Annotated in this window: 21 protein-coding genes, 2 tRNA genes and 3 rRNA genes; 1 reads left to right on the top strand and 25 read right to left on the bottom strand. The window is 31.2% G+C overall.

All coding sequences use genetic code 11. From position 1 onward, the window contains the following. Positions 1 to 8 precede the first annotated feature (8 nt). The 16 genes from HF520_RS02465 to HF520_RS15355 form a co-directional block, all read right to left on the bottom strand. A complete protein-coding gene (locus HF520_RS02465) occupies positions 9 to 191 on the bottom strand; it encodes a hypothetical protein (RefSeq protein ID WP_168572518.1) in 183 nt (60 codons plus the stop codon). Positions 192 to 239: 48 nt separating this feature from the next. Then, the gene (locus HF520_RS02460; RefSeq protein WP_168572517.1) at positions 240 to 686 is read right to left on the bottom strand and encodes a hypothetical protein; all 447 of its coding nucleotides are present in this window, start codon (positions 684 to 686) and stop codon (positions 240 to 242) included. A gap of 107 nt (positions 687 to 793) precedes the next feature. Next, positions 794 to 910: ribosomal RNA gene (rrf, locus tag HF520_RS02455) — 5S ribosomal RNA — on the bottom strand. 10 nt (positions 911 to 920) lie between these two features. Next, positions 921 to 994: transfer RNA gene (locus tag HF520_RS02450), tRNA-Gly, on the bottom strand. A gap of 57 nt (positions 995 to 1,051) precedes the next feature. Beyond that, a 23S ribosomal RNA gene (locus HF520_RS02445) occupies positions 1,052 to 3,954 on the bottom strand. A gap of 228 nt (positions 3,955 to 4,182) precedes the next feature. Then, positions 4,183 to 4,258 (bottom strand) — tRNA-Ala (locus tag HF520_RS02440). 111 nt (positions 4,259 to 4,369) lie between these two features. Further along, a 16S ribosomal RNA gene (locus HF520_RS02435) occupies positions 4,370 to 5,870 on the bottom strand. The 16S, 23S and 5S rRNA genes sit together here with 2 tRNA genes alongside, the layout of an rRNA operon. Positions 5,871 to 6,280: 410 nt before the next feature. Next, complete coding sequence (locus HF520_RS02430) at positions 6,281 to 7,246, bottom strand: glycoside hydrolase family 73 protein (protein WP_168572516.1); 966 nt, start codon at positions 7,244 to 7,246, stop codon at positions 6,281 to 6,283. A 317-nt stretch (positions 7,247 to 7,563) separates the two neighbouring features. Then, the gene (locus HF520_RS02425; protein ID WP_168572515.1) at positions 7,564 to 8,619 is read right to left on the bottom strand and encodes an ABC transporter substrate-binding protein; all 1,056 of its coding nucleotides are present in this window, start codon (positions 8,617 to 8,619) and stop codon (positions 7,564 to 7,566) included. Positions 8,620 to 8,650: 31 nt separating this feature from the next. Further along, complete coding sequence (locus HF520_RS02420) at positions 8,651 to 9,337, bottom strand: ABC transporter permease (RefSeq protein ID WP_168572514.1); 687 nt, start codon at positions 9,335 to 9,337, stop codon at positions 8,651 to 8,653. A 98-nt stretch (positions 9,338 to 9,435) separates the two neighbouring features. Next, complete coding sequence (locus tag HF520_RS02415; RefSeq protein WP_168572513.1) at positions 9,436 to 10,278, bottom strand: ABC transporter permease; 843 nt, start codon at positions 10,276 to 10,278, stop codon at positions 9,436 to 9,438. Then, positions 10,278 to 11,324 (bottom strand): spermidine/putrescine ABC transporter ATP-binding protein, encoded by a 1,047-nt coding sequence (potA, locus tag HF520_RS02410; protein ID WP_168572512.1) that lies wholly within the window; start codon positions 11,322 to 11,324, stop codon positions 10,278 to 10,280. Before potA ends, HF520_RS02415 begins: the two co-directional genes overlap by 1 nt. A gap of 19 nt (positions 11,325 to 11,343) precedes the next feature. Beyond that, complete coding sequence (locus HF520_RS02405) at positions 11,344 to 11,883, bottom strand: helix-turn-helix domain-containing protein (protein ID WP_168572511.1); 540 nt, start codon at positions 11,881 to 11,883, stop codon at positions 11,344 to 11,346. Positions 11,884 to 12,251: 368 nt separating this feature from the next. Beyond that, positions 12,252 to 12,854 (bottom strand): DedA family protein, encoded by a 603-nt coding sequence (locus HF520_RS02400; RefSeq protein ID WP_168572510.1) that lies wholly within the window; start codon positions 12,852 to 12,854, stop codon positions 12,252 to 12,254. A 311-nt stretch (positions 12,855 to 13,165) separates the two neighbouring features. Beyond that, positions 13,166 to 13,912: a glucosamine-6-phosphate deaminase gene (gene nagB / locus HF520_RS02395; RefSeq protein ID WP_168572509.1), complete on the bottom strand. Its 747-nt coding sequence runs from the start codon at positions 13,910 to 13,912 to the stop codon at positions 13,166 to 13,168. A 33-nt stretch (positions 13,913 to 13,945) separates the two neighbouring features. Further along, a complete protein-coding gene (locus tag HF520_RS15355; RefSeq protein ID WP_168572508.1) occupies positions 13,946 to 14,680 on the bottom strand; it encodes a GntR family transcriptional regulator in 735 nt (244 codons plus the stop codon). A gap of 188 nt (positions 14,681 to 14,868) precedes the next feature. On the opposite strand from HF520_RS15355, the gene HF520_RS02385 reads away from it, so the two are divergent. Further along, the gene (locus tag HF520_RS02385) at positions 14,869 to 15,708 is read left to right on the top strand and encodes a CvfB family protein (RefSeq protein WP_168572507.1); all 840 of its coding nucleotides are present in this window, start codon (positions 14,869 to 14,871) and stop codon (positions 15,706 to 15,708) included. 176 nt (positions 15,709 to 15,884) lie between these two features. Here the strand turns inward: HF520_RS02385 and ybaK are convergent, their stop codons facing one another. The 9 genes from ybaK to HF520_RS02340 form a co-directional block, all read right to left on the bottom strand. Then, on the bottom strand, positions 15,885 to 16,367 hold the full coding sequence (gene ybaK / locus HF520_RS02380; protein WP_168572506.1) for a Cys-tRNA(Pro) deacylase: 483 nt from the start codon (positions 16,365 to 16,367) through the stop codon (positions 15,885 to 15,887). A gap of 23 nt (positions 16,368 to 16,390) precedes the next feature. Beyond that, entirely contained in the window at positions 16,391 to 18,181 is a 1,791-nt protein-coding gene (locus HF520_RS02375) for an aminopeptidase P family protein (RefSeq protein WP_168572505.1), read from the bottom strand. A 95-nt stretch (positions 18,182 to 18,276) separates the two neighbouring features. Next, a complete protein-coding gene (locus tag HF520_RS02370; RefSeq protein ID WP_207711022.1) occupies positions 18,277 to 18,954 on the bottom strand; it encodes an ABC transporter ATP-binding protein in 678 nt (225 codons plus the stop codon). Beyond that, positions 18,942 to 19,718: an ABC transporter permease gene (locus tag HF520_RS02365; protein WP_168572504.1), complete on the bottom strand. Its 777-nt coding sequence runs from the start codon at positions 19,716 to 19,718 to the stop codon at positions 18,942 to 18,944. The genes HF520_RS02370 and HF520_RS02365 overlap by 13 nt, the downstream gene beginning before the upstream one ends. After that, positions 19,690 to 20,694, bottom strand: a complete 1,005-nt coding sequence (locus HF520_RS02360) for an ABC transporter substrate-binding protein (RefSeq protein WP_168572503.1) — start codon at positions 20,692 to 20,694, stop codon at positions 19,690 to 19,692. Before HF520_RS02360 ends, HF520_RS02365 begins: the two co-directional genes overlap by 29 nt. A gap of 140 nt (positions 20,695 to 20,834) precedes the next feature. Then, a complete protein-coding gene (locus HF520_RS02355; RefSeq protein ID WP_330586297.1) occupies positions 20,835 to 22,058 on the bottom strand; it encodes a NupC/NupG family nucleoside CNT transporter in 1,224 nt (407 codons plus the stop codon). 162 nt (positions 22,059 to 22,220) lie between these two features. Beyond that, positions 22,221 to 22,733, bottom strand: a complete 513-nt coding sequence (locus HF520_RS02350; protein ID WP_168572502.1) for a hypothetical protein — start codon at positions 22,731 to 22,733, stop codon at positions 22,221 to 22,223. A gap of 87 nt (positions 22,734 to 22,820) precedes the next feature. Beyond that, complete coding sequence (locus HF520_RS02345) at positions 22,821 to 23,885, bottom strand: HD domain-containing phosphohydrolase (protein WP_168572501.1); 1,065 nt, start codon at positions 23,883 to 23,885, stop codon at positions 22,821 to 22,823. 214 nt (positions 23,886 to 24,099) lie between these two features. Next, positions 24,100 to 24,954, bottom strand: coding sequence for a bifunctional 5,10-methylenetetrahydrofolate dehydrogenase/5,10-methenyltetrahydrofolate cyclohydrolase (locus HF520_RS02340; protein WP_168572500.1), 855 nt, complete (start codon positions 24,952 to 24,954; stop codon positions 24,100 to 24,102). Positions 24,955 to 24,968 lie beyond the last annotated feature (14 nt).

Here is a 24,968-nt window from a genome sequence, read left to right as displayed (position 1 = left end):
AATAAGTTTTATTTTATTTTCATTAACGCTATATCATCTTTATTAACTTCTAAATTTGCTAGAATAAAGTTGTCCATTTGTATATTTTCAAATCTATATCCAAAGTCATAAATATCAAAATTTTCACAAGTAAACATTACAGGTAAACAATCATCATATTTATCTAAATATTTCATCTGTACTTCATACATATAATCACCACGTCCTATATTTTTTAGTCTATATTATAATTATTAAATTTAAACCTTAAATTTATTCATTATTTTTCTAGTAATACTACCCATCAATACCAATGAAATGTTAATTACAATTAATAATATGGGGTATATAATTGTTATATCATCAAATAGTATTTTTACTAAAGACATGGTTGGCATGAAATATGGTCTGATTAACCAAAGTGCTACTTCAGAATTTTTCATAATTATTTCTGCATATAGTGCAAAAAATAATAAAAATAAACCTATAGCACATCCTATTGTACCAACTATTAAAGATTCTAATATATTAAGATCTGATGTATTTCCAACATAAAAATTAATTCCAAAGTATGCTATAAAAAAAATATATCCTATAGATAGTGTAATCTCATTTAAAGGCAGTATGGTAAAATATATATATGAGACTATACATAGAATTAGATTTGTAAAAAATATTTTTTCTCCCGTTTGAAGTGTTTTGTCCATACTATCACCTCAAATTTAATTTATTCTATTATATTTAAAAATTAATGAAAAGGTGATTAATTATGTTTAATTAATATATATTATTTTGTATAAAATAAAAAAAGATTACGTGGCTATGTCTTACTCTCCCAGGAGGTTGCCCCCCAAGTACCATCAGCGCTAAAGAGCTTAACTTCTGTGTTCGGAATGGGAACAGGTGTATCCTCTTTGCTATAATAACCACATAATCTTATTTGGAGCGGGTGAAGGGGATCGAACCCTCACAGCCGGCTTGGAAGGCCGGAACTCTACCATTGAGCTACACCCGCATATTTAGAGTTAATACTTTGAAAACTGCATATCATTTAGAATTTATCATTTAAATTTTGGTCAAGTCCTCGACCTATTAGTATCGATAAGCTAAATACATTACTGCACTTACACCTTCGACCTATCAACCAGGTAGCCTTCCTGGGGTCTTACCCTTACGGTGGGAAATCTTATCTTGAAGTCGGCTTCGCGCTTAGATGCTTTCAGCGCTTATCCATTCCGCACTTAGCTACCCAGCTATGCCCTTGGCAGAACAACTGGTACACCAGAGGTGCGTCCATCCCGGTCCTCTCGTACTAAGGACAGGTCTCCTCAAATTTCCTACGCCTGCGACGGATAGGGACCGAACTGTCTCACGACGTTCTGAACCCAGCTCGCGTACCACTTTAATGGGCGAACAGCCCAACCCTTGGGACCTACTACAGCCCCAGGATGTGATGAGCCGACATCGAGGTGCCAAACCTCCCCGTCGATGTGGACTCTTGGGGGAGATAAGCCTGTTATCCCCAGGGTAGCTTTTATCCGTTGAGCGATGGCCCTTCCATGCGGAACCACCGGATCACTAAGTCCGACTTTCGTCCTTGCTCGACCTGTATGTCTTGCAATCAAGCTCTCTTGTGCCTTTACACTCTACGTACGATTTCCGACCGTACTGAGAGAACCTTTGAGCGCCTCCGTTACTTTTTGGGAGGCGACCGCCCCAGTCAAACTGCCCACCTGACAGTGTCCCAAGACCAGATTCATGGCCTATGGTTAGAGTCCCAGTACTACAAGGGTGGTATCCCAAGGGTGACTCCACGCAAACTGGCGTTCACGCTTCATAGTCTCCCACCTATCCTGTACATGTAGTACCAAGACCCAATGTCAAGCTACAGTAAAGCTCCATGGGGTCTTTCCGTCCTGTCGCAGGTAACCGGCATCTTCACCGGTATTACAATTTCACCCAGTCTGTTGTTGAGACAGTGCCCAAATCGTTACGCCTTTCGTGCGGGTCGGAACTTACCCGACAAGGAATTTCGCTACCTTAGGACCGTTATAGTTACGGCCGCCGTTTACTGGGGCTTAAGTTCACTGCTTCGATTGCTCTAACAGATCCCCTTAACCTTCCAGCACCGGGCAGGCGTCAGCTCCTATACATCGTCTTGCGACTTAGCAGAAACCTGTGTTTTTGGTAAACAGTCGCTTGGGCCTATTCTCTGCGGCCTGCAAATGCAGGCACCCCTTCTCCCGAAGTTACGGGGTCATTTTGCCGAGTTCCTTAACAACAGTTCTCTGGCTGGCCTTAGGATACTCTCCTCACCCACCTGTGTCGGTTTGCGGTACAGGCACCTTTAACCTCGATAGAGACTTTTCTCGACAGTGTGAAATCAGCTACTTCGCTACTAAATTTCGCTCCGCATCACATCCTAGCATTATTCCTACGGATTTGCCTATAGGAACTGCCTCAATGCTTGCCCGTACATAACCAACAGTACGGTTAGCTTATCCTACTGTGTCATCCCATCTCTCAAACGGTTATTGGTGGTACAGGAATATCAACCTGTTGTCCATCACCTACGCCTTTCGGCCTCGGCTTAGGTCCTGACTAACCCAGGGCGGACGAACCTTCCCCTGGAAACCTTGGGTTTACGGCCTGTGGGATTCTCACCCACATCTCGCTACTCATGCCAACATTCTCACTCGTATACTGTCCACATGTCCTTACGGTCATGCTTCAACCTGCATACGAAGCTCCCCTACCCATCATAATGATGCCGTAGCTTCGGTAGTACGTTTTAGCCCCGGAAATTTTCGGCGCAGGATCACTCGACCAGTGAGCTATTACGCACTCTTTAAATGAGTGGCTGCTTCTAAGCCAACATCCTGGTTGTCTGTGCAATCCCACATCCTTTACCACTTAACGTACATTTAGGGACCTTAGCTGACGATCTGGGCTGTTGCCCTCTTGACTATGAATCTTATCACCCACAGTCTGACTCCCAAGTATAAGAATACGGCATTCGGAGTTTGATAGTCTTCGGTAAGTGCAATACCCCCTAGGACATTCAGTGCTCTACCTCCGCTTCTCTCAACCTTGAGGCTAGCCCTAAAGCTATTTCGGGGAGAACCAGCTATCTCCGGGCTCGATTGGAATTTCACCGCTATCCACAAGTCATCCCCGAGCTTTTCAACGCTCGTGGGTTCGGTCCTCCACGAAATTTTACTTTCGCTTCAACCTGCTCATGGATAGGTCGCCCGGTTTCGGGTCTACGCCAAGTAACTTAAATCGCCCATTTAAGACTCGCTTTCGCTACGGCTCCACACCTTAAGTGCTTAACCTTGCTACTTAACGTAACTCGTTGGCCCGTTCTACAAAAAGTACGCGGTCACACAAGAAATGTGCTCCCACAGCTTGTAAGTACAGGGTTTCAGGTTCTATTTCACTCCCCTCCCGGGGTTCTTTTCACCTTTCCCTCACGGTACTATGCGCTATCGGTCACTAGGTAGTATTTAGGCTTGGAGGATGGTCCCTCCTGCTTCCCACAGGGTTTCACGTGTCCCGTGGTACTCTGGATCACATCTGAAGAATTATCGTTTCAACTACAGGGCTATTACCTTTTATAGCGGAGCTTTCCAACTCTCTTCATTTACGATGACCTCTTCGTTAATGATGTGTCCGCAACCCCAACGAAGTAAACTTCATTGGTTTGGCCTGTTCCGCGTTCGCTCGCCGCTACTTACGGAATCGATTTTTCTTTCTCTTCCTCCAGGTACTTAGATGTTTCAGTTCCCCGGGTTCCCCTCGCTAAGCTATGTATTCACTTAACGATACTTAGACATTACTCTAAGTGAGTTTCCTCATTCGGAAATCTTCGGATCAAAGTTTACGTGCAACTCCCCGAAGCTTATCGCAGCTTATCACGTCCTTCATCGGCTCCTAGTGCCAAGGCATCCGCCCTGCACCCTTAATAACTTGACCAGTTATTAAAATGCTTCGCCAATGTCTTTACCTTCATATTCATTCAGGTAAATCCCATTGCTCAAAATTTGTAATTTTAAAGACTTGTCTTGTCTATTTATAATCAAATGATGTCATATCACTAAATGTTATGCAGTTTTCAAAGTACTAACGTACATCGCCAACGTCTATTCTCTCTGAGAATATCCCGTTGCTCAAAGTACTAATACATGCTAAAAAGCATGTTAATGGTGGAGATGAGGAGGATCGAACTCCTGACCCCTTGCGTGCAAGGCAAGTGCTCTCCCAGCTGAGCTACACCCCCATATTATTTTTTCAACAGGTTATATTATAATAACTTTGTCGATTCTTGTCAATATTTTTTTTAAGGATTTTTAAGAACCCTCAAAATTAAACAGTAGGCAATTCTCCTTAGAAAGGAGGTGATCCAGCCGCACCTTCCGATACGGCTACCTTGTTACGACTTCACCCCAGTTATTGGTTTCACCTTCGACGGCCGCTTCCAAAAGGTTAGCTAACCGGCTTCGGGCGCCCCCAACTCCCATGGTGTGACGGGCGGTGTGTACAAGACCCGAGAACGCATTCACCGCAGCATTCTGATCTGCGATTACTAGTAACTCCAGCTTCATGTAGGCGAGTTTCAGCCTACAATCCGAACTGAGAATGGCTTTAAGGGATTAGCTCCGCCTCACGACTTGGCTGCCCTCTGTACCACCCATTGTAGCACGTGTGTAGCCCTAAGCATAAGGGGCATGATGATTTGACGTCATCCCCACCTTCCTCCAGGTTATCCCTGGCAGTCCCTCTAGAGTGCCCAACTTAATGCTGGCAACTAAAGGCAAGGGTTGCGCTCGTTGCGGGACTTAACCCAACATCTCACGACACGAGCTGACGACAACCATGCACCACCTGTCACTTCTGTCCCCGAAGGGAAATCTCCGATTAGGGAGAGGTCAAAAGGATGTCAAGCTTAGGTAAGGTTCTTCGCGTTGCTTCGAATTAAACCACATGCTCCGCTACTTGTGCGGGTCCCCGTCAATTCCTTTGAGTTTCACTCTTGCGAGCGTACTTCCCAGGCGGAGTACTTAATGCGTTAGCTGCGCCACCGAAGGGGGTAACCTCCGACAGCTAGTACTCATCGTTTACGGCGTGGACTACCAGGGTATCTAATCCTGTTTGCTCCCCACGCTTTCGTGCCTCAGTGTCAGTTACAGTCCAGAGAGCCGCCTTCGCAACTGGTGTTCCTCCTAATATCTACGCATTTCACCGCTACACTAGGAATTCCACTCTCCTCTCCTGCACTCAAGTTTCCCAGTTTCAAAGGCTTACTACGGTTGAGCCGTAGCCTTTCACCTCTGACTTAAGAAACCACCTACGCACCCTTTACGCCCAGTAATTCCGGATAACGCTAGCCCCCTACGTATTACCGCGGCTGCTGGCACGTAGTTAGCCGGGGCTTCCTCCTCAAGTACCGTCATTATCTTCCTTGAGGACAGAGCTTTACGACCCGAAGGCCTTCATCGCTCACGCGGCGTTGCTGCATCAGGCTTTCGCCCATTGTGCAATATTCCCCACTGCTGCCTCCCGTAGGAGTTTGGACCGTGTCTCAGTTCCAATGTGGCCGATCACCCTCTCAGGTCGGCTACTGATCGTCGCCTTGGTAAGCCGTTACCTTACCAACTAGCTAATCAGACGCGGGTCCATCCTATACCGCAAAAGCTTTGATAAGAAATCCATGCGAATTTCTTATATCATCTCGTATTAGCGTACCTTTCGGTACGTTATCCGTGTGTATAGGGCAGGTTACCCACGCGTTACTCACCCGTCCGCCGCTCACCCCGAAGGGTTCGCTCGACTTGCATGTGTTAGGCACGCCGCCAGCGTTCATCCTGAGCCAGGATCAAACTCTCAAATAAAAGTTGTCCATCGCTCAGCTAATCATTATCTGAATATCTGGCTTGGTTGTTTGTGTTTAATTCTTAAAATCATTCGCCAACGTCTATTCTCTAGGAGAATATCCCGTTGCTCAAATAAAGAATTTAAATTTATAAATTAACCTACTGTTTAATTTTCAAAGTTCTTTTTGTCTCTTTTAGACATTTATTACTTTATCATCTTTATTTTTTTATGTCAACATTTTTTTATTATTTTTTACAACAAATTTAGATTTATTTATTAACTATTTTTATTACCTCAATAGTATGTATAGTTTCATTATTTTTTATTCATTTAATCACATATTATAAAAAATAATGAAACTATACATAAAATAAACCTAAGTATAAACTCAGGCTTATTTTATCTCTAAATTTTATAATAATCAATTTTATTCTTTATATATTTCACAATCTATTAGCTGAAGGTTATATTTCCTTACTAAACTAATTAACATATCTGCATATATTTTTTCACCATATTCATTTTCTTTTGTACTATATCCTGCATCTTCAAGTGCTTGCGCTTGCGTTTTATAGTGCTTAGCTTTAAAAAGCCCATTTTTTTCATATCTTGGATTCATAGTTAAAAATTTTCCATAATCATCTATAGATTCTTTTATAGATGTATAGGCCCTAAATGAAGCTACTATCTTATCATCGTAATTTTCCGATGTTTCCATAGAAAGTACCTTCCCATCCCACGATGAATCTGCTTTTATTCCAAATAAATTATTACCTTTTTCAGCTAATTCTGAATTCCCCCATCCAGATTCTAGTATACATTGCGCTATAGTTATAGAAGGAAGTATTTTATGATTATTGTAATTTTCTATAGCCATATCCTTTACTTTATTTATAAAAACTATTTCAGGACTTTTCTCATTTAAATTATTATTACCTAAAAAAACATATTCTAATTTTTTCAAATTTTTATATACTTTTGACTTTTCACTGTCATTAAAATTTAATTTTTTTAACACATCCTCTATTGTATTTATGGTGTAAATTCGCTCTCCATTTTGATTTTTAGAATAATTTAAAAACTTCTCTGCTCTATTTAATGCATCACCTTTCTTTACTTTACTTAAATCATTATTATATATAACCATATCTATGGCTAGAAGCATTTTCCAATTAAGCTGCACCTCTTCTTTTCCAGCTTCATCAGCTATATCCATATAAAATTCAATCTTAGAATCTTCTATATTTTTAGATACATACATATCTTTTATGTAAAACAAACCTATAATTAATAAAATCAAAAATGTAAAACTTAATATTATCAAAAAAAGCTTTTTTACTTTATCTTTTGTATTTTTTTTACCCTTTAAATGCTTAATTCTTTTCTTCCCCATAACCCCTCCGTAGCAATCAATTTATAGCAATAATAATTATACTATAATTTATTAAAATATCCTTTATTTTTAACATGCAATTTCTTATATTTAAAGTAAATCTTTATTTATACTAATCATAATATTCCTTATAATGATACATTAAATATACTTTTTATATTATTGATTAATAAATATTATAATAATTATAACATTCAATATAGTAATAACTGTATTAAAATAAATTGATTCTTTAACTTATATTATTTATTATTACTTATTTTATAAATATAAAAAGCTATAAGCCTAGATTTTTTCTAAACTTATAGCTTTTATATTTATTCACACTTTACTTCTATCCAAGCATTATCATATAATTTTAAAACATCCATATTTAAATCTAAAAATACTTCACTTTTTTCTATTATTTCATCAGATGGATTTAATATAGGATCATTTATATAATCCTCACCTAGTATATCTATGGCACCTGTATTAGGAGTAGAATACCATATATACTCAACATTTTGTGCTGCATTTTCTGGATCTAACATGAAGTTTATAAATTTTTCTGCATAATCTTTATTTTGAGCTGTTTTAGGTATGCACATTGCATCAACCCATCGGTTAGTTCCTTCCTCAGGAACTGAATACGCTAGATTCTCATTGCTTTCTATTAATGTTATTGCATCTCCAGAATAAACAATTCCCATAGCTGCCTCTTCTGCTACTAGCCTGTCTTTCCCGTCATCATTAACATATGATTGAACTATAGATTTTTGTTTTATAAGTTGGTCCTTAGCTTCATTAATTTCATTAGGATTTGTTGAGTTCATAGAGTATCCTAATCGTTTTAATGATATCCCTATACTATCTCTAACAGAGTCTAGCATTTGTATTTCTCCTGCATACTTTTCATTCCATAGTACATCCCAACTTGTTACATCACTTTCATCAACCATGTTTTTGTTATATACAATCCCAAATGTTCCCCATAGATAAGGCACACTATGCTTATCTCCCTTATCATATGGTGCATTTCTAAAGGTTTCATCTATATATTTATAATTAGGTATATTGCTATAATCAATTTCTTCTAACATATCTTCATTAATCATTTTTTCTACCATATAATCCGATGGAAATACTAAGTCATACTTAGAGCTTCCACTTTTGACTTTTTGATACATAGACTCATTAGTATCGTAAGTTTCATAAACTACTTTTATTCCTGTTTCCTCTTCAAACTTAGTTATTAAGTCTTCATCTATATAATCACCTACGTTATATATATTGAGAACTTCATTAGATGGTTTTGATTGACCACATCCAACTAATAATGTAGAGGTTAGTGCAAATATAGTAGCTAAACATATAAATTTTTTAGACTTCATATTTACCCTCCTCAAAATCACTTATCACAGTTTAGTTATTTTTTATTTGTAAATCTTCTTTTTTCCCACTCAAATTGGATAATATTAGTAATACTAAAACAACGATAAACATTATTGTAGATAAAGCATTTATTTCAGGACTTATACCTCTTCTAGTCATTGAGTATATCTCTATAGATAAATTACTAACCCCGTTACCAGCAGTAAAGAAGCTTATTACAAAATCATCTATAGACATAGTAAATGCTATTAACATACCTGAAATTATTCCTGGTTTTATTTGAGGTATTATTACTTTTTGAAGAGCATACATAGGAGTAGCTCCTAAGTCCATCGCAGCTTCCTCAATATTTGCAGGCAATTGTTTTAATTTTGGTAAAACAGAAAGTATTACATACGGAATATTGAATACTATATGCGAAAGTAACATAGTACTAAAACCAAACTCCATATTTATGAACACAAATAGCGTCATTAAAGATACTCCTGTTACAACATCTGGATTTAATATAGGTAGATTATTTATTCCTAATAATATTTTTTTAAGCCTACCTGTTCTCATATTATGTATTCCAATAGCTGTAATCGTTCCTATTACTGTAGCTATTAAAGAAGCTACAATCGCTATAACAATAGTGTAAAATAAAGCTGTCATTATTCTTTCATCTTGGAATAAAGCTTCATACCACTTAAAAGTAAACCCTTCCCATTTTCCCATTGACTTAGAGTCATTAAACGAGAAAACTGCTAAGGCAAATATAGGGGCATATAGGAATATAAAAACTAATGTCAAGTATATATTAGATGTTATTCTCTTTAAAATAGTAATCCACCGCCTTCCTTGCTTGATTCATTTCCAAATCTATTCATAAATGCCATTGAAATCAATATCATTATCATCATAAATATTGACACTGCCGATCCAAAGTGCCAATCACCAACTGACATAAATTGCTGCTCTATTAAGTTACCAACAAGCATTATTTTTCCTCCACCTAGCAATTTAGATATTACGAAAGTAGATACTGCTGGCATAAATACCATTGTTATACCTGATGCAACTCCCGGTATACTCAAAGGAAAAATAACCTTCGTAAACACTTGAAAACTATTGGCACCTAAATCTTTTGCTGCATTTACTAAATCTTGATCCATTTTTGAAAGTATTGTGTATATCGGAAGAACCATAAAAGGTAAAAAGTTATATACCATACCCAATAATACTGCTGCATCTGTATATAAAATATTTACAGGATTAAATCCTAATGAAGTCAGAACATTATTTATAAATCCATTTTTACCTAGTATAGCCATCCATGCATAAGTTCTTAATAAGAAATTCATCCACATCGGAAGTATAAAAAGTAAAATCAAAATACCTTGTCTACTTACCTTTGCTTTAGAAATTATATATGCTGTAGGATAACCTACTAATATACATGCAATTGTTGATAAGAATGCTAGCCATAATGAACGTCCAAACACTTTAAAGTATATTGGATGCATTAATCTTTCAAAGTTTTCTAAAGAAAATACAAAACGACCTTCAACTTCTTTAGTAAACCCAAAAAATACTATTAACAGTAAAGGAATTACTATGAATATAACACTCCATACAACATAAGGAGAAGCTAAGTATGAGTTTGACTTTCTTTTCATTATGCTTCACTTACCTTTTTCATTATATGAATATCTTCTGGATATATATCCATACCAAGCTCTTCTCCTACCTTGGCATTTTTAGTGTTATGTATTATCCATTTTCTTCCGTTCTCTTCAACCTCAATTTCGTAGTGTACACCTTTAAATACTACTGATGTAACAACTCCTTTTAACATTCCTTCACTTGCTGTAGTCATTTTTATATCTTCAGGTCTTATTACAACATCTATAATTTCATCCTTCTCAAATCCTTTATCAACACATTCAAAATGTTTATCACAGAATTCAACTTTATAATCATCATGCATTATTCCATCAAATATATTACTTTCACCTATAAATCTAGCAACAAATGCATTTTCAGGTTCATTATATATATCTTCAGGAGTACCCATTTGTTGTATTTTACCTTTATTCATAACAACTATTGTATCTGACATTGTTAAAGCTTCCTCTTGATCATGAGTTACAAATATAAATGTTATGCCAAGCTTTTGTTGTATTTTTTTTAACTCTGTTTGCATCTCTTGTCTTAACTTTAGATCTAATGCACCTAGTGGTTCATCTAATAATAGTACCTTAGGTTCATTTACTAAAGCTCTTGCTATAGCTATTCTTTGTTGCTGCCCACCACTTAAAGACTCTATGCTTCTATTTTCAAATCCTTCAAGTGCTACTAGCTTTAACATTTCTTTTACTTTTTGATCTATTATATTTTTAGGCAATTTTTTTATTTTTAGCCCAAATGCTATATTCTCATAAATATTCATATGTGGAAATAATGCATATTTTTGAAATACAGTATTTACTGCTCTCTCATAAGGTGGAATATTATTCATATCTTCATTTTCAAATAATACTTTTCCATCATCTGCATATTCAAATCCAGCAATTATTTTTAACGTAGTAGTTTTACCACATCCACTCGGTCCTAGTAATGTTAAAAATTCATTTTTCTTTATATCTAAATTTAAGCCATCTAAAACTTTGTTATCTTCATATGTTTTAGATATCCCTTGTAAACTTATTATGTTATCTGTCAATTATAATAGCACCTCTTTTCTAAAATGATGGCGGAGTACTAACCCAAACCACTCTAGCTTCTTTTTTACCTACATTAGATATGTAGTGATTAGCTCTTGGCTTAAAGTAGAAACTCTCCCCTTTTTTAACCTTGCTTTTTTTATCTCCTATATGTACGTATATATAGCCTGAAAGTACATATCCAAACTCTTCACCTTCGTGAGGTTTTTCCTCTTTATATTTTCCACCTGGATATAAGGTTAGAATTATAGGCTCCATTTGATTTTTTTGAGAGTTAGGAATTAGCCATTTTAATTTATATTTCAACTCTTCATCTTCTGTCTCAAACATATCATCTTTCGTAAAAGATATTCTTTCATCATCTATTTCATTAAAAAACTCTCTTAAATTTGTTCCTAGTATTTCTAGTATATCTATTAGAGTAGCTATGGATGGTGAAGTTAAGTTATTTTCAACTTGAGATATAAAACCTTTAGATAGCTCACACCTGTTAGCCAATTCCTCTTGGGTCAGCTGTTTTCCTATTCTCATACGTTTAATTTTCTCACCGATATCCATATTTACACCTCCTCATTTCATTATAATCACTAAACATTCAGTTTAAAATTTCTAAACAACAAAAGTTATTATATAAAATTTCTCAATTTTATTCAATACTTTTTAAATATTTTTTTCATTTTTTATTTTGCAGCGTAATGCAGTATTTCTAATGAGTTTATAGTTTATTGCTCTTCATTGTGTTTATATTAATATTTATAAAGTTTAGTATCTCTAATTTTTTTATTATAGTTATTTTTATAGTTTTTTTAATAGTTTTATACCTGCATAATGAAAATTATATATTTTATATTCTATCCTTATATCTTATCAATATTACATTTATATATTTTTAGTTTATTTTTAATAAAATAAAAAAGAGTTCTCATTTACTTGAGAACTCTTTTTCTTTTCATCTTTAAAATTACGATAAAGAATATTATTAGTATTAAAACTGCTACCACTAAAGAATAATTTTTCATTATATGCTCTATTTTAGATAAATTATCTCCCAACAAATATCCTAAAGTTATAAGTATTGTATTCCATATCCCTATTCCTATTGTAGAATAAAATGTAAAAGATAAAATGTTCATCTTATTTATTCCTGCAGGAATAGATATAAATGTCCTAGCTATAGGTACTACTCTTGAAATCATAACTGATATTTTTCCATATTTATTCATCCACCATATAGATGCTTCCACTGATTTTTTAGTTTTTGGATACTTCTTTAACAAATATTTTATAAGTGGATTTCCAAATTTAGCTCCTATAATATAATTAGTTATACTTCCTACTACCCCAGCTAATATAGATACTATAAGCACTATAAAAAAATTCATATTACTTTTTACCACCATAATACCTGCAAAAGGTAATACTATTTCACTTGGTAGCGGTAAGTTTGCATACTCTAACATAACAATAATAAATATACTTATAATTCCATATTGTTCTATAAAATTTTGTATTAAGATATCTAACTCCATAATTTTAATCCCTCTTATTTTTTCCTTAATTATACATTCTTTTTATATTATATAACAAGTGTTTTCTTTACAAAATAATCCATTTTTCTATAATTACATTTTATATAAAAATGCATTAATCTAGCTAAGTAAGTAAAATAATATATGATTTTATATATAAATGTAAGTATATATCATTATATCCTCTATTTTTATTATTTAATTTAACTCATCGGATTTTCTAGTTAGTTTTTCAAAGAAATACCTCTAATTTATAATCAAATAATATAATTAATAAATTAGAGGTATCTAAATTAAAATTTTATTTCAATTTAATTTAAGTAGTCACTTGGACTAAGTTTACTTGCTGCAGCTTCATCTAATATAAGAACTACATCATCATGTAGTTGAAGTATGGAAGCAGGTATTTTGGGAGTTATTTTTCCATAAACAGTGTTATATATAGCATCAGCTTTATCTTCTCCACAAGCTAACATTACTATTTTTCTAGCTTTAAATATAGACCCTGTCCCCATCGTAATTGCTTTTTTAGGAACTTCATCTTCTGATTTAAAAAATCTTGCATTAGCTTCTATTGTAGAAGGTGTTAAATCTACTAAATGAGTACCTTTTTCAAAACTTGTTGTAGGCTCATTAAATCCTATATGTGCATTTCTACCAATTCCAAGTATTTGTATATCTATACCACCTGCATCTTTTATAGAATTTTCATATTCCTCACATTCTTTCTCTATATTATCAGCCATACCATTTGGTATATGTATATTGGCTGGATTTATATTTATATGATTAAATAAGTTCTCTTGCATAAAGTAGTGATAACTTTGATCATTAGTTATTGGCAGTTTATAATATTCATCTAAATTAAATGTAATAATATCAGAAAAATCAACAACTCCATTTTTATACATGTCAACTAGATTTTTATACATACCTATTGGCGTACTACCCGTAGCTAATCCTAGCACAGAATTAGGTTTTAATGTAACTTGACTTAATATTATTTGTGCTGCTTTTTTACTCATTGATTCATAATCTTTACATACTAATATTCTCATAATACCCCCCAAATATTAAATTAAAATATATTTTTAATCATTTAAAACTATTTCATACTGATATTTATCACTTCTAAATATTGAAATTGTATATTCCAATGGATTTCCACTTTCCTCATAAGAATTTCTATGAATTTTTAATGCAAGGCTATTTTCTTCAACCTTTAACTTCATTGATTCTTCTTTTGACAAGATTATTGGCTCTATCATTTGATTTGCTTTTTTTATCTTATACTTATAATTATTTTGTAAAACATCATAAAGAGAGTTATTCTCCAACATACTTTTTCCTAAATTTTCGCACATATCTTCAGATATATAAGCAATTTCAATACCAAATGGTTCTTCTTCAATGTATCTAAGTCTTTCGACTTTATAAACTTGAGTGTAATTATCAGCTATATGTAGCTTTTCTTTTACAAGTTCACTTGGAAACTCTTTTTGAAAAGATAAAAGATCAGTTTTTATTTTTACACCTTTTTCTCTCATAACCTGTGTAAATCCTTTTAAATTTGAAAACTGATATTTTTCTTTTCTCTTAGCTACAAAAGTACCTCTACCTTGAACTCTATACAATATACCTTCTGATACAAGACTAACTATAGCTTTGTTTACAGTCATTCTACTTACATTTTGTATATTACAAAGCTCTCTTTCTGATATTATAGAATCCCCTTCTTTTAGATCTTTACTATCTATCATATCTTTTATTATTGATGATAGTTGTATATGCAAAGGTATATTACTTTCTTTATTTACTAACTTCATTAAATCACCGCTTATATTTATGTGGTATATACCAATTTTGGTATATACCACTATTGTATTGCTTTTTTCTATATCTTTCAATAATTTATTCTATTTTTGTAAAAAATATTTAATATAATATACATAATATATGGTATTATATTTAAATGTAGATTTTTATATAATATTTCAATAAGGAGATGCTTAACTTGATAAAAATAGGTGATTTTAATAAATTAAAAGTTAAAAGAAAAGCTGATTTTGGCTATTTCTTAGATGGAAAAACAAATAATACTAAAGATGATATATTACTACATAATAGATTACTTGGAAAAAACAATATAAATATTGGAGATGAGGTTAAAGCTTTTATATTCAAAGATTCAGAGGATAGAATTGCCGCAACTTTAATAGAGCCTAAAGCTAAAGTCGGCGAAATTGCAATGCTTAAAGTTGTTGCTCACACTAAAATAGGAAGCTTTATAGATATAGGTCTACCAAAAGATATATTAGTTCCTTTCAAGGCTAGAACTTATGATTTAGAAAAGGGTGAAAAGTATCCATTCTATATATATGTTGATAAAAGCAATAGATTAGCTGCTACTACTGATATAGATACTTATTTAACTACAGATCATGAATATAATGTTGGTGATACCGTAACAGGCGTAGTTTATGGATTCCAGACTAATAATTCAGCTATGATTGTAGTAAATAATAAGTATGCAGGAGTAATACTTCACAATGAGTATTTTACAGAATTAAAACCTGGGCAAGAATTAAATTTAAAAGTTATAAAAATTTATGAAGATGGTAAACTAGGACTCTCTCCTAGACAAAATAGAAAAGAAGAATTAGATGTCTTAGAATCATCTATAATGAGTTACTTAGAAGGTAATGATGGTTTTATGAGATTTAATGATAAGTCTACACCAGAAGAAATATATACTGTATTTAACTCTAGTAAGAAAAACTTTAAACGCGCTTTAGGTGTACTTATGAAAAAAAATCTTATTATTCAAAACTCAGAAGGAACTTATCTTAAATAATTTCTATATTTTAATATCAAACGATGAACTTAAGTTAATCTAATATAAATTTTCTCATGAAGATAGTAAATTCTTATTCAGAAATACTTTATCATAGATTACTTGATGAAATAGTTAATGATAAAATCCTAGAAGAGGTATCCAGAAAATAAAATAGACTGAGTCAATGACTCAGTCTATTTTATTATATCTACAGATTCAAAATTTATTACATTTTTTAAATCAGTTGGAGAAATTTCTATTTGATATCCTACTTTACCAGCACTCACTATTATATTTTCTAATTTTTCTGCACTTACACTTAAAAATGTTTTATATTGTTTCTTCATACCAATTGGAGAGCACCCACCTCTTATATAACCTGTAACTTTATTAATGTCTTTTACATGAATCATTTCTATATTCTTTTCTTTAGCCGCCCTTGCTGCTTTTTTTAAATCTAGGCTTTCATTTACAGGTATTACATATACATAAAACTCTTTACTTGCTCCCTGAGCAACTAAAGTCTTATAAACTTCACTTACATCTCTGCCAATTTTTTTCGCCACTTCAATACCATCTACATGATCCTTGCCAGTATCATAAGAATGAATATTATAACTAATTTTATTAGAGTCAAGTATTCTCATTGCATTTGTTTTTATTTTTGCCTTTGACATATTATCTCCCTTTCTTTTTTTAATTATATAGCTCTAGTATATTTCTTTAGCCATACTTTTTCATCCTCATTTAAGAATGGAGATATTTCATCATAGACTTTTTTATGATAACTATTTAAGTATTCTTTTTCTTTTCTATCCATTAACTCTGGATCTATTCCATCTAAATCTATAGGAACTAAGGTTACAGCTTCAAATTCCATAAACTGACCATATTCATTTTCCTCACCTTTTATAGTTATAAGTTCATTCTCTATTCTTATACCATGAGATCCTTCTATATAAATTCCTGGTTCATTAGTAGTTACCATACCAGCTTCTAATATACAACTATCATTTCTTTCTGGAACCACTTTCCATCTAAATCCATTTGGTGCTTCATGTACATTTAGTACAAATCCTATACCATGTCCTGTTCCACATCTATAGTCTAAATCTAAATCCCAAATAGGGCCTCTTGCAAGTATGTCTAAGTTATAACCTCTGCAACCATAAAGGAATTTAGCCATAGATAATCTAATCATTCCTTTAACTACAGCTGTGTAATGTTCTTTTTGAACCTTTGGTATATCTCCTAGTACATACATTCTTGTAATATCTGTAGTTCCATCATAATATTGACCTCCCGAGTCAACTAATAATAACCCTTCTGGCTGTAATTTATATGCACTTTCTTTTGATGCACTATAGTGTATTATAGCCCCATGATCTTTATACCCTGCTATAGTATTAAAGCTTAATTCTATAAATTTATCTTGCTCTTGTCTAAAACTTAATAATTTTTCATCTATGCTTAATTCATCCATTTCTATTTTTCCAACATTATTTTTTATCCAATACATGAATTTAGTCATAGCAACACCATCTCTAATATGGCATTTTCTTATATTTTCTAATTCTATTTCATTTTTAATTGCTTTAAATAATATAGTTGGATTAATTGAATTTATTTTTTCCACATTAGATGGTATATTATTATAGATTGCAAAATTTATCTTAGATTTATCTAATAATACTTTTTCATCTTCATTTATACTTTTTACAAATTCATATATTTCAAAGTAAGGTTTTATTATAGTATTCCCTTTATTAAGCTCAGCTTTTATTTCATCAGTTAATTTATTTTCATCTACGAATAAATAAACCTCATCTAATGTTACTACTGCGTATGAAAGTATTACAGGATTATACTTAACATCTCTTCCTCTTATATTAAACAACCAAGCAATATCATCAAGAGATGATATTATATGCATTGTTGTGCTTTTTTCTTTCATAACATCTCTTACTCTATTTAACTTGCTAACAAAATCCTCTCCTGAGTATTTTATATCTAATAAAAATCCTTTTGATTCTGACATAGTAGTTCTATCTGTCCATATATCATTTATTAAATCTTCTTCATATGTAATCGTTATATTTTTAGATTTTAATTTTTCTCTTAATTTTTCTCCTTCACCAACAGAAATTACTCTACCATCAAAACCTAATACAGAATTCTCTGGCATAACTTCTAATAAGTAGTCTTCAATTTCAGGAACTCCATTTACTCCAGATTTAAATAATTTTATTCCACTACCTTCAAGTTCTTTTTCTGCCTGTAAAAAATATCTTCCATCTGTCCACAATCCAGCTTCATCCATTGTTACTACCACAGTTCCTGCTGATCCTGTAAATCCTGATATAAATTCTCTACTTTTAAAATACTCTCCTACATATTCACTTTGATGAAAATCCGAAGATGGTATTATATACGCATAAATACTTTTTTGATTCATAATTTTTCTTAACTCTTCAATTCTATTTTTTATCATATGCATACTCCCTTATAATGATAATTTTATTTTACTTTTTATATATTATATACCTTATTTCTAATAATTAACATACCTTATGCATTAAGTATCTGCTATATTAAATCACATATTAAATTTTTATCCAACATTTCATCATTCCTAAAAATATTTTTAATATTCACAGGAGAATCTCCAAGTACAAAAATATAATCTGATAAATCTAATGCTTCCTCTATATCATGAGTAACAAACAAAACAGTACGCTCATCTTCTTTTAGTATTTCTTTAAACCTATCTATTATTTCTTTTTTATTTTTAATATCTATGGACTTAAAAGGTTCATCCATAATAATAATTTTAGATGGGTATATTAATGCTCTAGCTATATTAACCCTTTGTCTAATTCCACCACTTAGCATTTGAGGATAATAATTTTTATATTCCTTTATTCCTACTAATTCTAAGTATTTATCAATTAACTTTTCTAATTCTTTATTATTGTAGTATTTTTTTACAACTATTTTTATATTTTCTCCAACCGTGATCCAATCTATTAGTCTATCCTCTTGGAATATATAGCTAATACCTAGACTTTCTAAACTTTTAAAATCATGATTATCACTCGGTATTATACCACTGATAATATTCAAAATCGTACTTTTCCCACATCCAGATTTACCTAGAATACAATTCACTTTATTTGTATAAAATTCAATATTAAAATTGTTATAGATAACTCTTCCATTATAAGATTTATTTATGTTTTTTATACTTAAAGTCATCTCTTCCATACTAGTGACCTCCTAAGTGATGGCTTTTGAAAATTTTCTAATACAAATGAAATTATAATTATTATTATTATCCATGCAAATATTCCTGATGTGTTAAAATTTATTTTCTCCAACTGTATTTGTGTTCCCATACCATACTTTGGCTGGCCATATACCTCTCCAGCTATAATAACTTTTAACGCCAATGAAAAAGTAGAACCTATTATTGAAATTATCCTAAATTTAATTGAAGGTAAATAGATTTTTAGAGCCTTATTTCTTAAACCTATATTATATAAATTAGCCATTTCTAATATACCTTTATCTATGTTCAAAATGGAATCTAAGATACTATCATATAAAATAGGAAATACTATTATAAATCCAATTATAAAAGGTGAACTATTTTTATCAAACCATATTAGTACTAGAACTATTACTATCATTGTTGGTATTGATTTTGTTATAACTGTTATTGGTTTTAATAAATTCCTAATAAACCTACTAATATAAGATAAAGTAGATAAAATTAAGGCTATTAAAATAGCACTTATAAAGCTTAATATACAACGACTCATTGAAAAGATTATATCTAGATAAAACCTATCAGATAAAACAATTTCTTTCATACTAATTAAAACTTGGGTTATCGTTGGTAAGTAAATATCATTATTTATTTTCAAGGCAATAATTTGCCATAAAAATAAGAGCATAACGCATGATATCATTACCTCGATTTTATCTCTAAAGCAAGCTTTATTCTCCTTTGTAGAAAATTCCTTCATCTGGTAGTTTTCCTCCTACTGTCTTTGCCTCAAAGTCAAATAATATCTTGTAGTAATTTTCATACTCCTCTTTCATATCTGATATATTAATAAAGTTTAAATTAGCTCTTTCCATAGCTTTCTCTATAACAGAAGCTTCTGTGCTTACACCAAAATCTTTAGAATAGCTTCCAGCTTCAGTTGGATTATCATTAGCCCACTTTATACTATCTGAAATTTGTTCAACAAATTTTTCTATGAATTCAGGGTTTTCTTTAGCGAAATCAGCTTTTACTATTAGAGTTGATTGAGGATATCCATTTTTAGATCCACTTATAGACTTCCATTCATCATTTAAACTTGTAATAATTTTTATATTATCATTCTTATTCATAAGACCTGTTAAAGCAGGTTCTGATACAAACCCTGTATTTAATTTTCCACTAGCCATCATTGGAACTAATTCACTCATTGAATTTACATAATTAAAATTTATATCGTCTAAATTTATATTTTTTTCTTTTAAAATAGTTTTTACTGTTATATCTGGAGTTAATCCTTTTCCTGTATTTCCAACTTCTTTTCCTATTAAATCATCCATACTACTCATATTTTCAGTTGATACTAAATAAAAAGACCCCATACCTACTGTCCCTAATATTTTATAATTTGAAGTCTTATTATATGCTATGGCTGCCATATTAGATGGTACTATAGCTATATCTGCTTCTTCTTTCATTACAACAGTTGATAATGCATCACTTGTTGATTCGATACTATAATTTATATTATACCCAGATTTAATTTCAGGATTTTCTTTTGCTAATTTAGCTAATGATATTGCTGGTAGTCCATCTGGTACCACTACTTTTACATCTTTGTTCGTAACTTCTGACTTATTTTCCTCTAGTTCTCCATTCTCTTTGCTCTCATTACAGCCTACCATTAAAGTTGCGCCTATAACAATTGTTAATAGTAAAGTTATAATTTTCTTCATAATTAAATTCCTCCTTTAAATATTCTGCATATTAACTAATAATTCTGTAGATTTATGTATTTATCCTTCTTAACAATAAAAAAAGTGTTACTTAAGCTTTGATTATAAACTTTAGTAACACTTTTATTTTATATTTATTTTTATAATGCAGCTATTAAACCAACTACTAGCGCATTTAATATACTAACTGTAAATCCTCCTATCATACCTCTAAAAGCAAGCTGTGATAATTGACTCCTTTTTTCTGGACAAAATACAGATATACCCGATATACATATACCCATACTAGATATATTTGCAAAACCACATAGTGATATAGCTAACATCATTCCTGTTCTTAGATCTAGTGTTTTTATAACCTCACCTAATTGACCAAATGCAACAAACTCATTAAGGACTAATTTACTACCTAATAATTGTCCTGCTAAAGCTATATCATCTGGATTGATTCCCATTAAGAATCCTATTGGTGCAAATATAAATGATAATACCTTTTCTAAAGATAGGCCTATTATTCCTAATCCACCATTAACTAACGCTACTAAAGCTGTTATCGCTATTAATGATGCTCCTATACCTAATACCATATTAAGCCCATCTGAAGCTCCTTGAGATATTGCTGATATAAGGTTTGTATTATCTCCTTTATTGTCTATTTTTAGTTCTTTAACCTCGACTTTATCAACCAAACTTTCATCTTCTGGTAATAAAATCTTAGAAACTAATATACTACCGAATGGAACTAATGCCCCACCTAATAATAAATATTGCATCGGTATTCCCATGTCAGCGTATCCCATAAGTACAGTTGCTGACATACTTCCCATCCCAGATATTAGAACTAACATTATTTCACTCTCAGTCATTGACTTTAAGTACTTACTCACTAATATCGGTGACTCTGTTTGCCCTAAAAACATATTAGCAACTGCAACAAAACTTTCAACCTTAGAAGTTCCTAACACTTTACCAACAATACCACCTATTATTGAAACTATAGCTCCTATAACACCTAGGTAGTATAAAGCTGCAACTAAGGCAGATACAAATATTATGTTTCCTAAAACCTTAATAGCAAATATATGTCCTGTTGGTGCTGAAGCATCTGCTAATGAACCGAACATAAATGATAGACCTTCAGAGCCATAACTTAACACTTCAGTTACAATGTCAGAGACTTTTTGTAACGCTATTTGACCTAAAGGAAATTTTACTAATAAAAATGCTAGTATAAACTGTATTATTAGTGCTTTAATTATCATTTTTTTATCAATTGCTTTTTTATTTGATGAAAATAAAAATAATATGCTTATTAAAACAACTATACCAATTATGTTTAATAATATTTTCATTTGTTTACTCATTCCTCTTCTGTATTTATATTTCTTATTTTATACTTTTCTATTATAACTGCATTGCGTTTATTTTTTTCAACATTTTTCGACAATTAACTTGTATTTTTCTTTAGTTTTCTAACTTTTTTACACAAAAAATATAGAGTCTAAATGGTAAGCTCTATATTTAGATTATTTTATTAAATTTGAAATAAAATTTATTTTAATAATTTTATTATAAACATATTCACATATACTTAAAGTCAACAAACTAAAAAATATGCTAAATATTAATATTATGAGTTGAGTTAGTATATATCTCTCATTAAAGTTACACATATTATAACTTGTATTTATATAGTTATATCCATTTATAGAAATGTATAAGATTCCACCAGTTATTAAACTAGTAATAATATGATTTTTTCTATAATGACTGAAAAGTCCTAAAAAAATACCTAGTAATCCATGAAAAAGTAAAAATATCATACTATTATCATAAGAATTAATTGCACCAATTGATAAGAATGATACTACATATGAGATTAATCCTATACTTGGATTTTTTCTAGTTATTATATAAATAGGAATAATACTTAAGATAGAAAAAAAATTTAAATAAATTTGGCTACCTATAGGAATATAATATATTCCTATGCACAATATTATTGATAAAATACCTAACTGTATACTTTTTATGCTCACAATAGCTTCACCTACCTATTGTTGTCTCTTTATTAAATATAATATGTTAGACAAATCTAAATTGATACAAAAATAGAAGCCTTAAATCTAAAGCCTCCTAATTTCTTCAATATTATCAACGAATACTTTTACAATCGTAGGATCAAATTGAGTTCCGGAACATCTTATAAGTTCATTTATAGCATCTTCTTCTTTCATTGCCTTTTTATAGATTCTTTCATTTACCATAGCATCATATGAATCAGCAACAGCTATTATTCTTGCAAATAAAGGTATGTCGGTTTGCTTTAATCCTAATGGATATCCACTTCCATCCCATTTTTCATGATGAGTTAGAACAGATTTTGCTACATTATCTAATTCTCCTAGTGAATTGATTATTCTATATCCTTTTTCTGTATGAGTTTTCATTATTTTAAACTCTTCATCAGTAAGCTTATCAGGTTTTGATAATATATTATCTGGTATCCCAATCTTACCTATATCATGCAATTCTGCAGATAAAATTAATTCATTTAAATCAGATAATTCTAAATTTAATTTTTCACCTATTTTAGTTACATATTTCACAACCCTATCAGTATGCATATTTGTCTCAATATTTTTAACTTTTAGTAATTTTCTATATAATTCTAATATTAAACTGCTTATACTCCTATCTTCTAAAAGATTTTGTCTATGTGCTTTAACTTCAATATTTTTTATACAGTCACAAATATTTTCAATTATTGTATATTTTGAAATTTCTTCATCTTTAAATCTACATCCAAAATATTCTTCTCTTTTGTTCATTATCTCTTTATCTTGATCTATATCAATTAATATTCCTGCAACAGCAATTACTTGATTTACTTCATTTAATATTGGAAACATACAATAATGTATATAGTTTCCATTAATTATGTATTCACTCCATATAGTTTTTTTACTATTTATACAATTATTAACTTGCCTATTATATTCCTGTGATATTTTTTTATTAAATATTTCTTTATTAGTTTGATCTTTTACTTTAGATAACTCTATTCCAAGCATGTTTTCACATGCTTTATTTAAAAAAACTATCTTATAATCCACAGTTTCAATCCAAGACGGAAAAGGTATGTATTCTAAAAATAGTTTATACATCTCTACTAATTTAATTTGGCTCATTTTAAAAGATTCTCCTATTCTGCAGCTAACTTTAATCTCTATTTTATCTTTTTATTATATTATTAGTTCCATATTTTTACAACAATAGACATTATAATAGATAAAAAAACATAAAAACTATTTTATTTATTATTTTATTTAAGTTATTTATGAAGAATCTATATAAATAAAATAAAATGACTACTCTAATTTTTTAGGTAGTCATTTTATTTTATTATATATTAAAATTCATTTTATATAATTCTATAACGTTCTCTATTAAAGAATTTATAGTAGCTTTTCCTGTACAATTTATTCTATTAGATACAAGTCTTGCTTTCCCTTGATTAACAATTTCATCTACATCAAAATCTAATATTTGTTTTCTTCCAACATAAGTAAAACCTACTCCAATTATAACCGAATCTTTTTTTACATCTGATGCCTTAATTAAATTTTGTCTTCCTACACAAGATATAACTATATCAGCCATTTTTACTAATGATGATAAATCTTTTGTCTTACTATTTGCATTTATTAATGTAGCTCCTCTGTTCATAAGCATAGAACATAGTGGCTTTCCAACATGATTAGATTTACCTATAACTAACACTACTTTTCCTTCTATATCTACATCATGATATTCTAGTAAAGATATAACACCTTTAGGGGTTGCTGGTGATAATAACTTATCATTACCTAAGTTTATTTCTCCTATCCACTCCTTAGCAAATCCATCTGCATCAACTCTATAATCTATAGATTTCATAAGAGTATCTGTATCTAAATGTTCAAATGTAGGTAGCTGAAGTATTACTGGTATCTTTTCTTCATTACACTTGTTTATTATCTCCATTACATCACAGTTTGTACAATCTTTTTCTAGTTTTATAGCATTTACTTTTAATCCAGACTTTTCACCTTCAGTTATTTTTCCCTTAATATATCTTGCATTTCCTTCATCATCAGAAGCATTTATTATTATAAATTCAGGTTTTCTTTTTATTACCTCTTCAATTTTATTAATTTCTTCTTTAAATTTTTCAATTTTATTTTCGCACATCTCAATTGCATCTATTATTTTTGTCATCTCACATCTCCTAA

Origin of the sequence: Romboutsia sp. CE17, from assembly GCF_012317385.1 — a bacterium.
Classification (GTDB): Bacteria; Bacillota; Clostridia; order Peptostreptococcales; family Peptostreptococcaceae; genus Romboutsia_E.
Note: the sequence above shows the minus strand (reverse complement) of the source record. Positions and strands in the feature narration are given on the sequence as shown.

Excerpts from the sequence above, each read along its gene's own strand:
- HF520_RS02465 (WP_168572518.1), bottom strand. The coding sequence starts at position 191 with ATGTATGAAGTACAGATGAAATATTTAGATAAATATGATGATTGTTTA.
- HF520_RS02460 (WP_168572517.1), bottom strand. The coding sequence starts at position 686 with ATGGACAAAACACTTCAAACGGGAGAAAAAATATTTTTTACAAATCTA.
- HF520_RS02430 (WP_168572516.1), bottom strand. The coding sequence starts at position 7,246 with ATGGGGAAGAAAAGAATTAAGCATTTAAAGGGTAAAAAAAATACAAAA.
- HF520_RS02425 (WP_168572515.1), bottom strand. The coding sequence starts at position 8,619 with ATGAAGTCTAAAAAATTTATATGTTTAGCTACTATATTTGCACTAACC.
- HF520_RS02420 (WP_168572514.1), bottom strand. The coding sequence starts at position 9,337 with ATGGGAAAATGGGAAGGGTTTACTTTTAAGTGGTATGAAGCTTTATTC.
- HF520_RS02415 (WP_168572513.1), bottom strand. The coding sequence starts at position 10,278 with ATGAAAAGAAAGTCAAACTCATACTTAGCTTCTCCTTATGTTGTATGG.
- HF520_RS02405 (WP_168572511.1), bottom strand. The coding sequence starts at position 11,883 with ATGGATATCGGTGAGAAAATTAAACGTATGAGAATAGGAAAACAGCTG.
- HF520_RS02400 (WP_168572510.1), bottom strand. The coding sequence starts at position 12,854 with ATGGAGTTAGATATCTTAATACAAAATTTTATAGAACAATATGGAATT.
- nagB (WP_168572509.1), bottom strand. The coding sequence starts at position 13,912 with ATGAGAATATTAGTATGTAAAGATTATGAATCAATGAGTAAAAAAGCA.
- HF520_RS15355 (WP_168572508.1), bottom strand. The coding sequence starts at position 14,680 with ATGAAGTTAGTAAATAAAGAAAGTAATATACCTTTGCATATACAACTA.
- ybaK (WP_168572506.1), bottom strand. The coding sequence starts at position 16,367 with ATGTCAAAGGCAAAAATAAAAACAAATGCAATGAGAATACTTGACTCT.
- HF520_RS02375 (WP_168572505.1), bottom strand. The coding sequence starts at position 18,181 with ATGATAAAAAATAGAATTGAAGAGTTAAGAAAAATTATGAATCAAAAA.
- HF520_RS02370 (WP_207711022.1), bottom strand. The coding sequence starts at position 18,954 with ATGGAAGAGATGACTTTAAGTATAAAAAACATAAATAAATCTTATAAT.
- HF520_RS02365 (WP_168572504.1), bottom strand. The coding sequence starts at position 19,718 with ATGAAGGAATTTTCTACAAAGGAGAATAAAGCTTGCTTTAGAGATAAA.
- HF520_RS02360 (WP_168572503.1), bottom strand. The coding sequence starts at position 20,694 with ATGAAGAAAATTATAACTTTACTATTAACAATTGTTATAGGCGCAACT.
- HF520_RS02355 (WP_330586297.1), bottom strand. The coding sequence starts at position 22,058 with ATGAGTAAACAAATGAAAATATTATTAAACATAATTGGTATAGTTGTT.
- HF520_RS02345 (WP_168572501.1), bottom strand. The coding sequence starts at position 23,885 with ATGAGCCAAATTAAATTAGTAGAGATGTATAAACTATTTTTAGAATAC.
- HF520_RS02340 (WP_168572500.1), bottom strand. The coding sequence starts at position 24,954 with ATGACAAAAATAATAGATGCAATTGAGATGTGCGAAAATAAAATTGAA.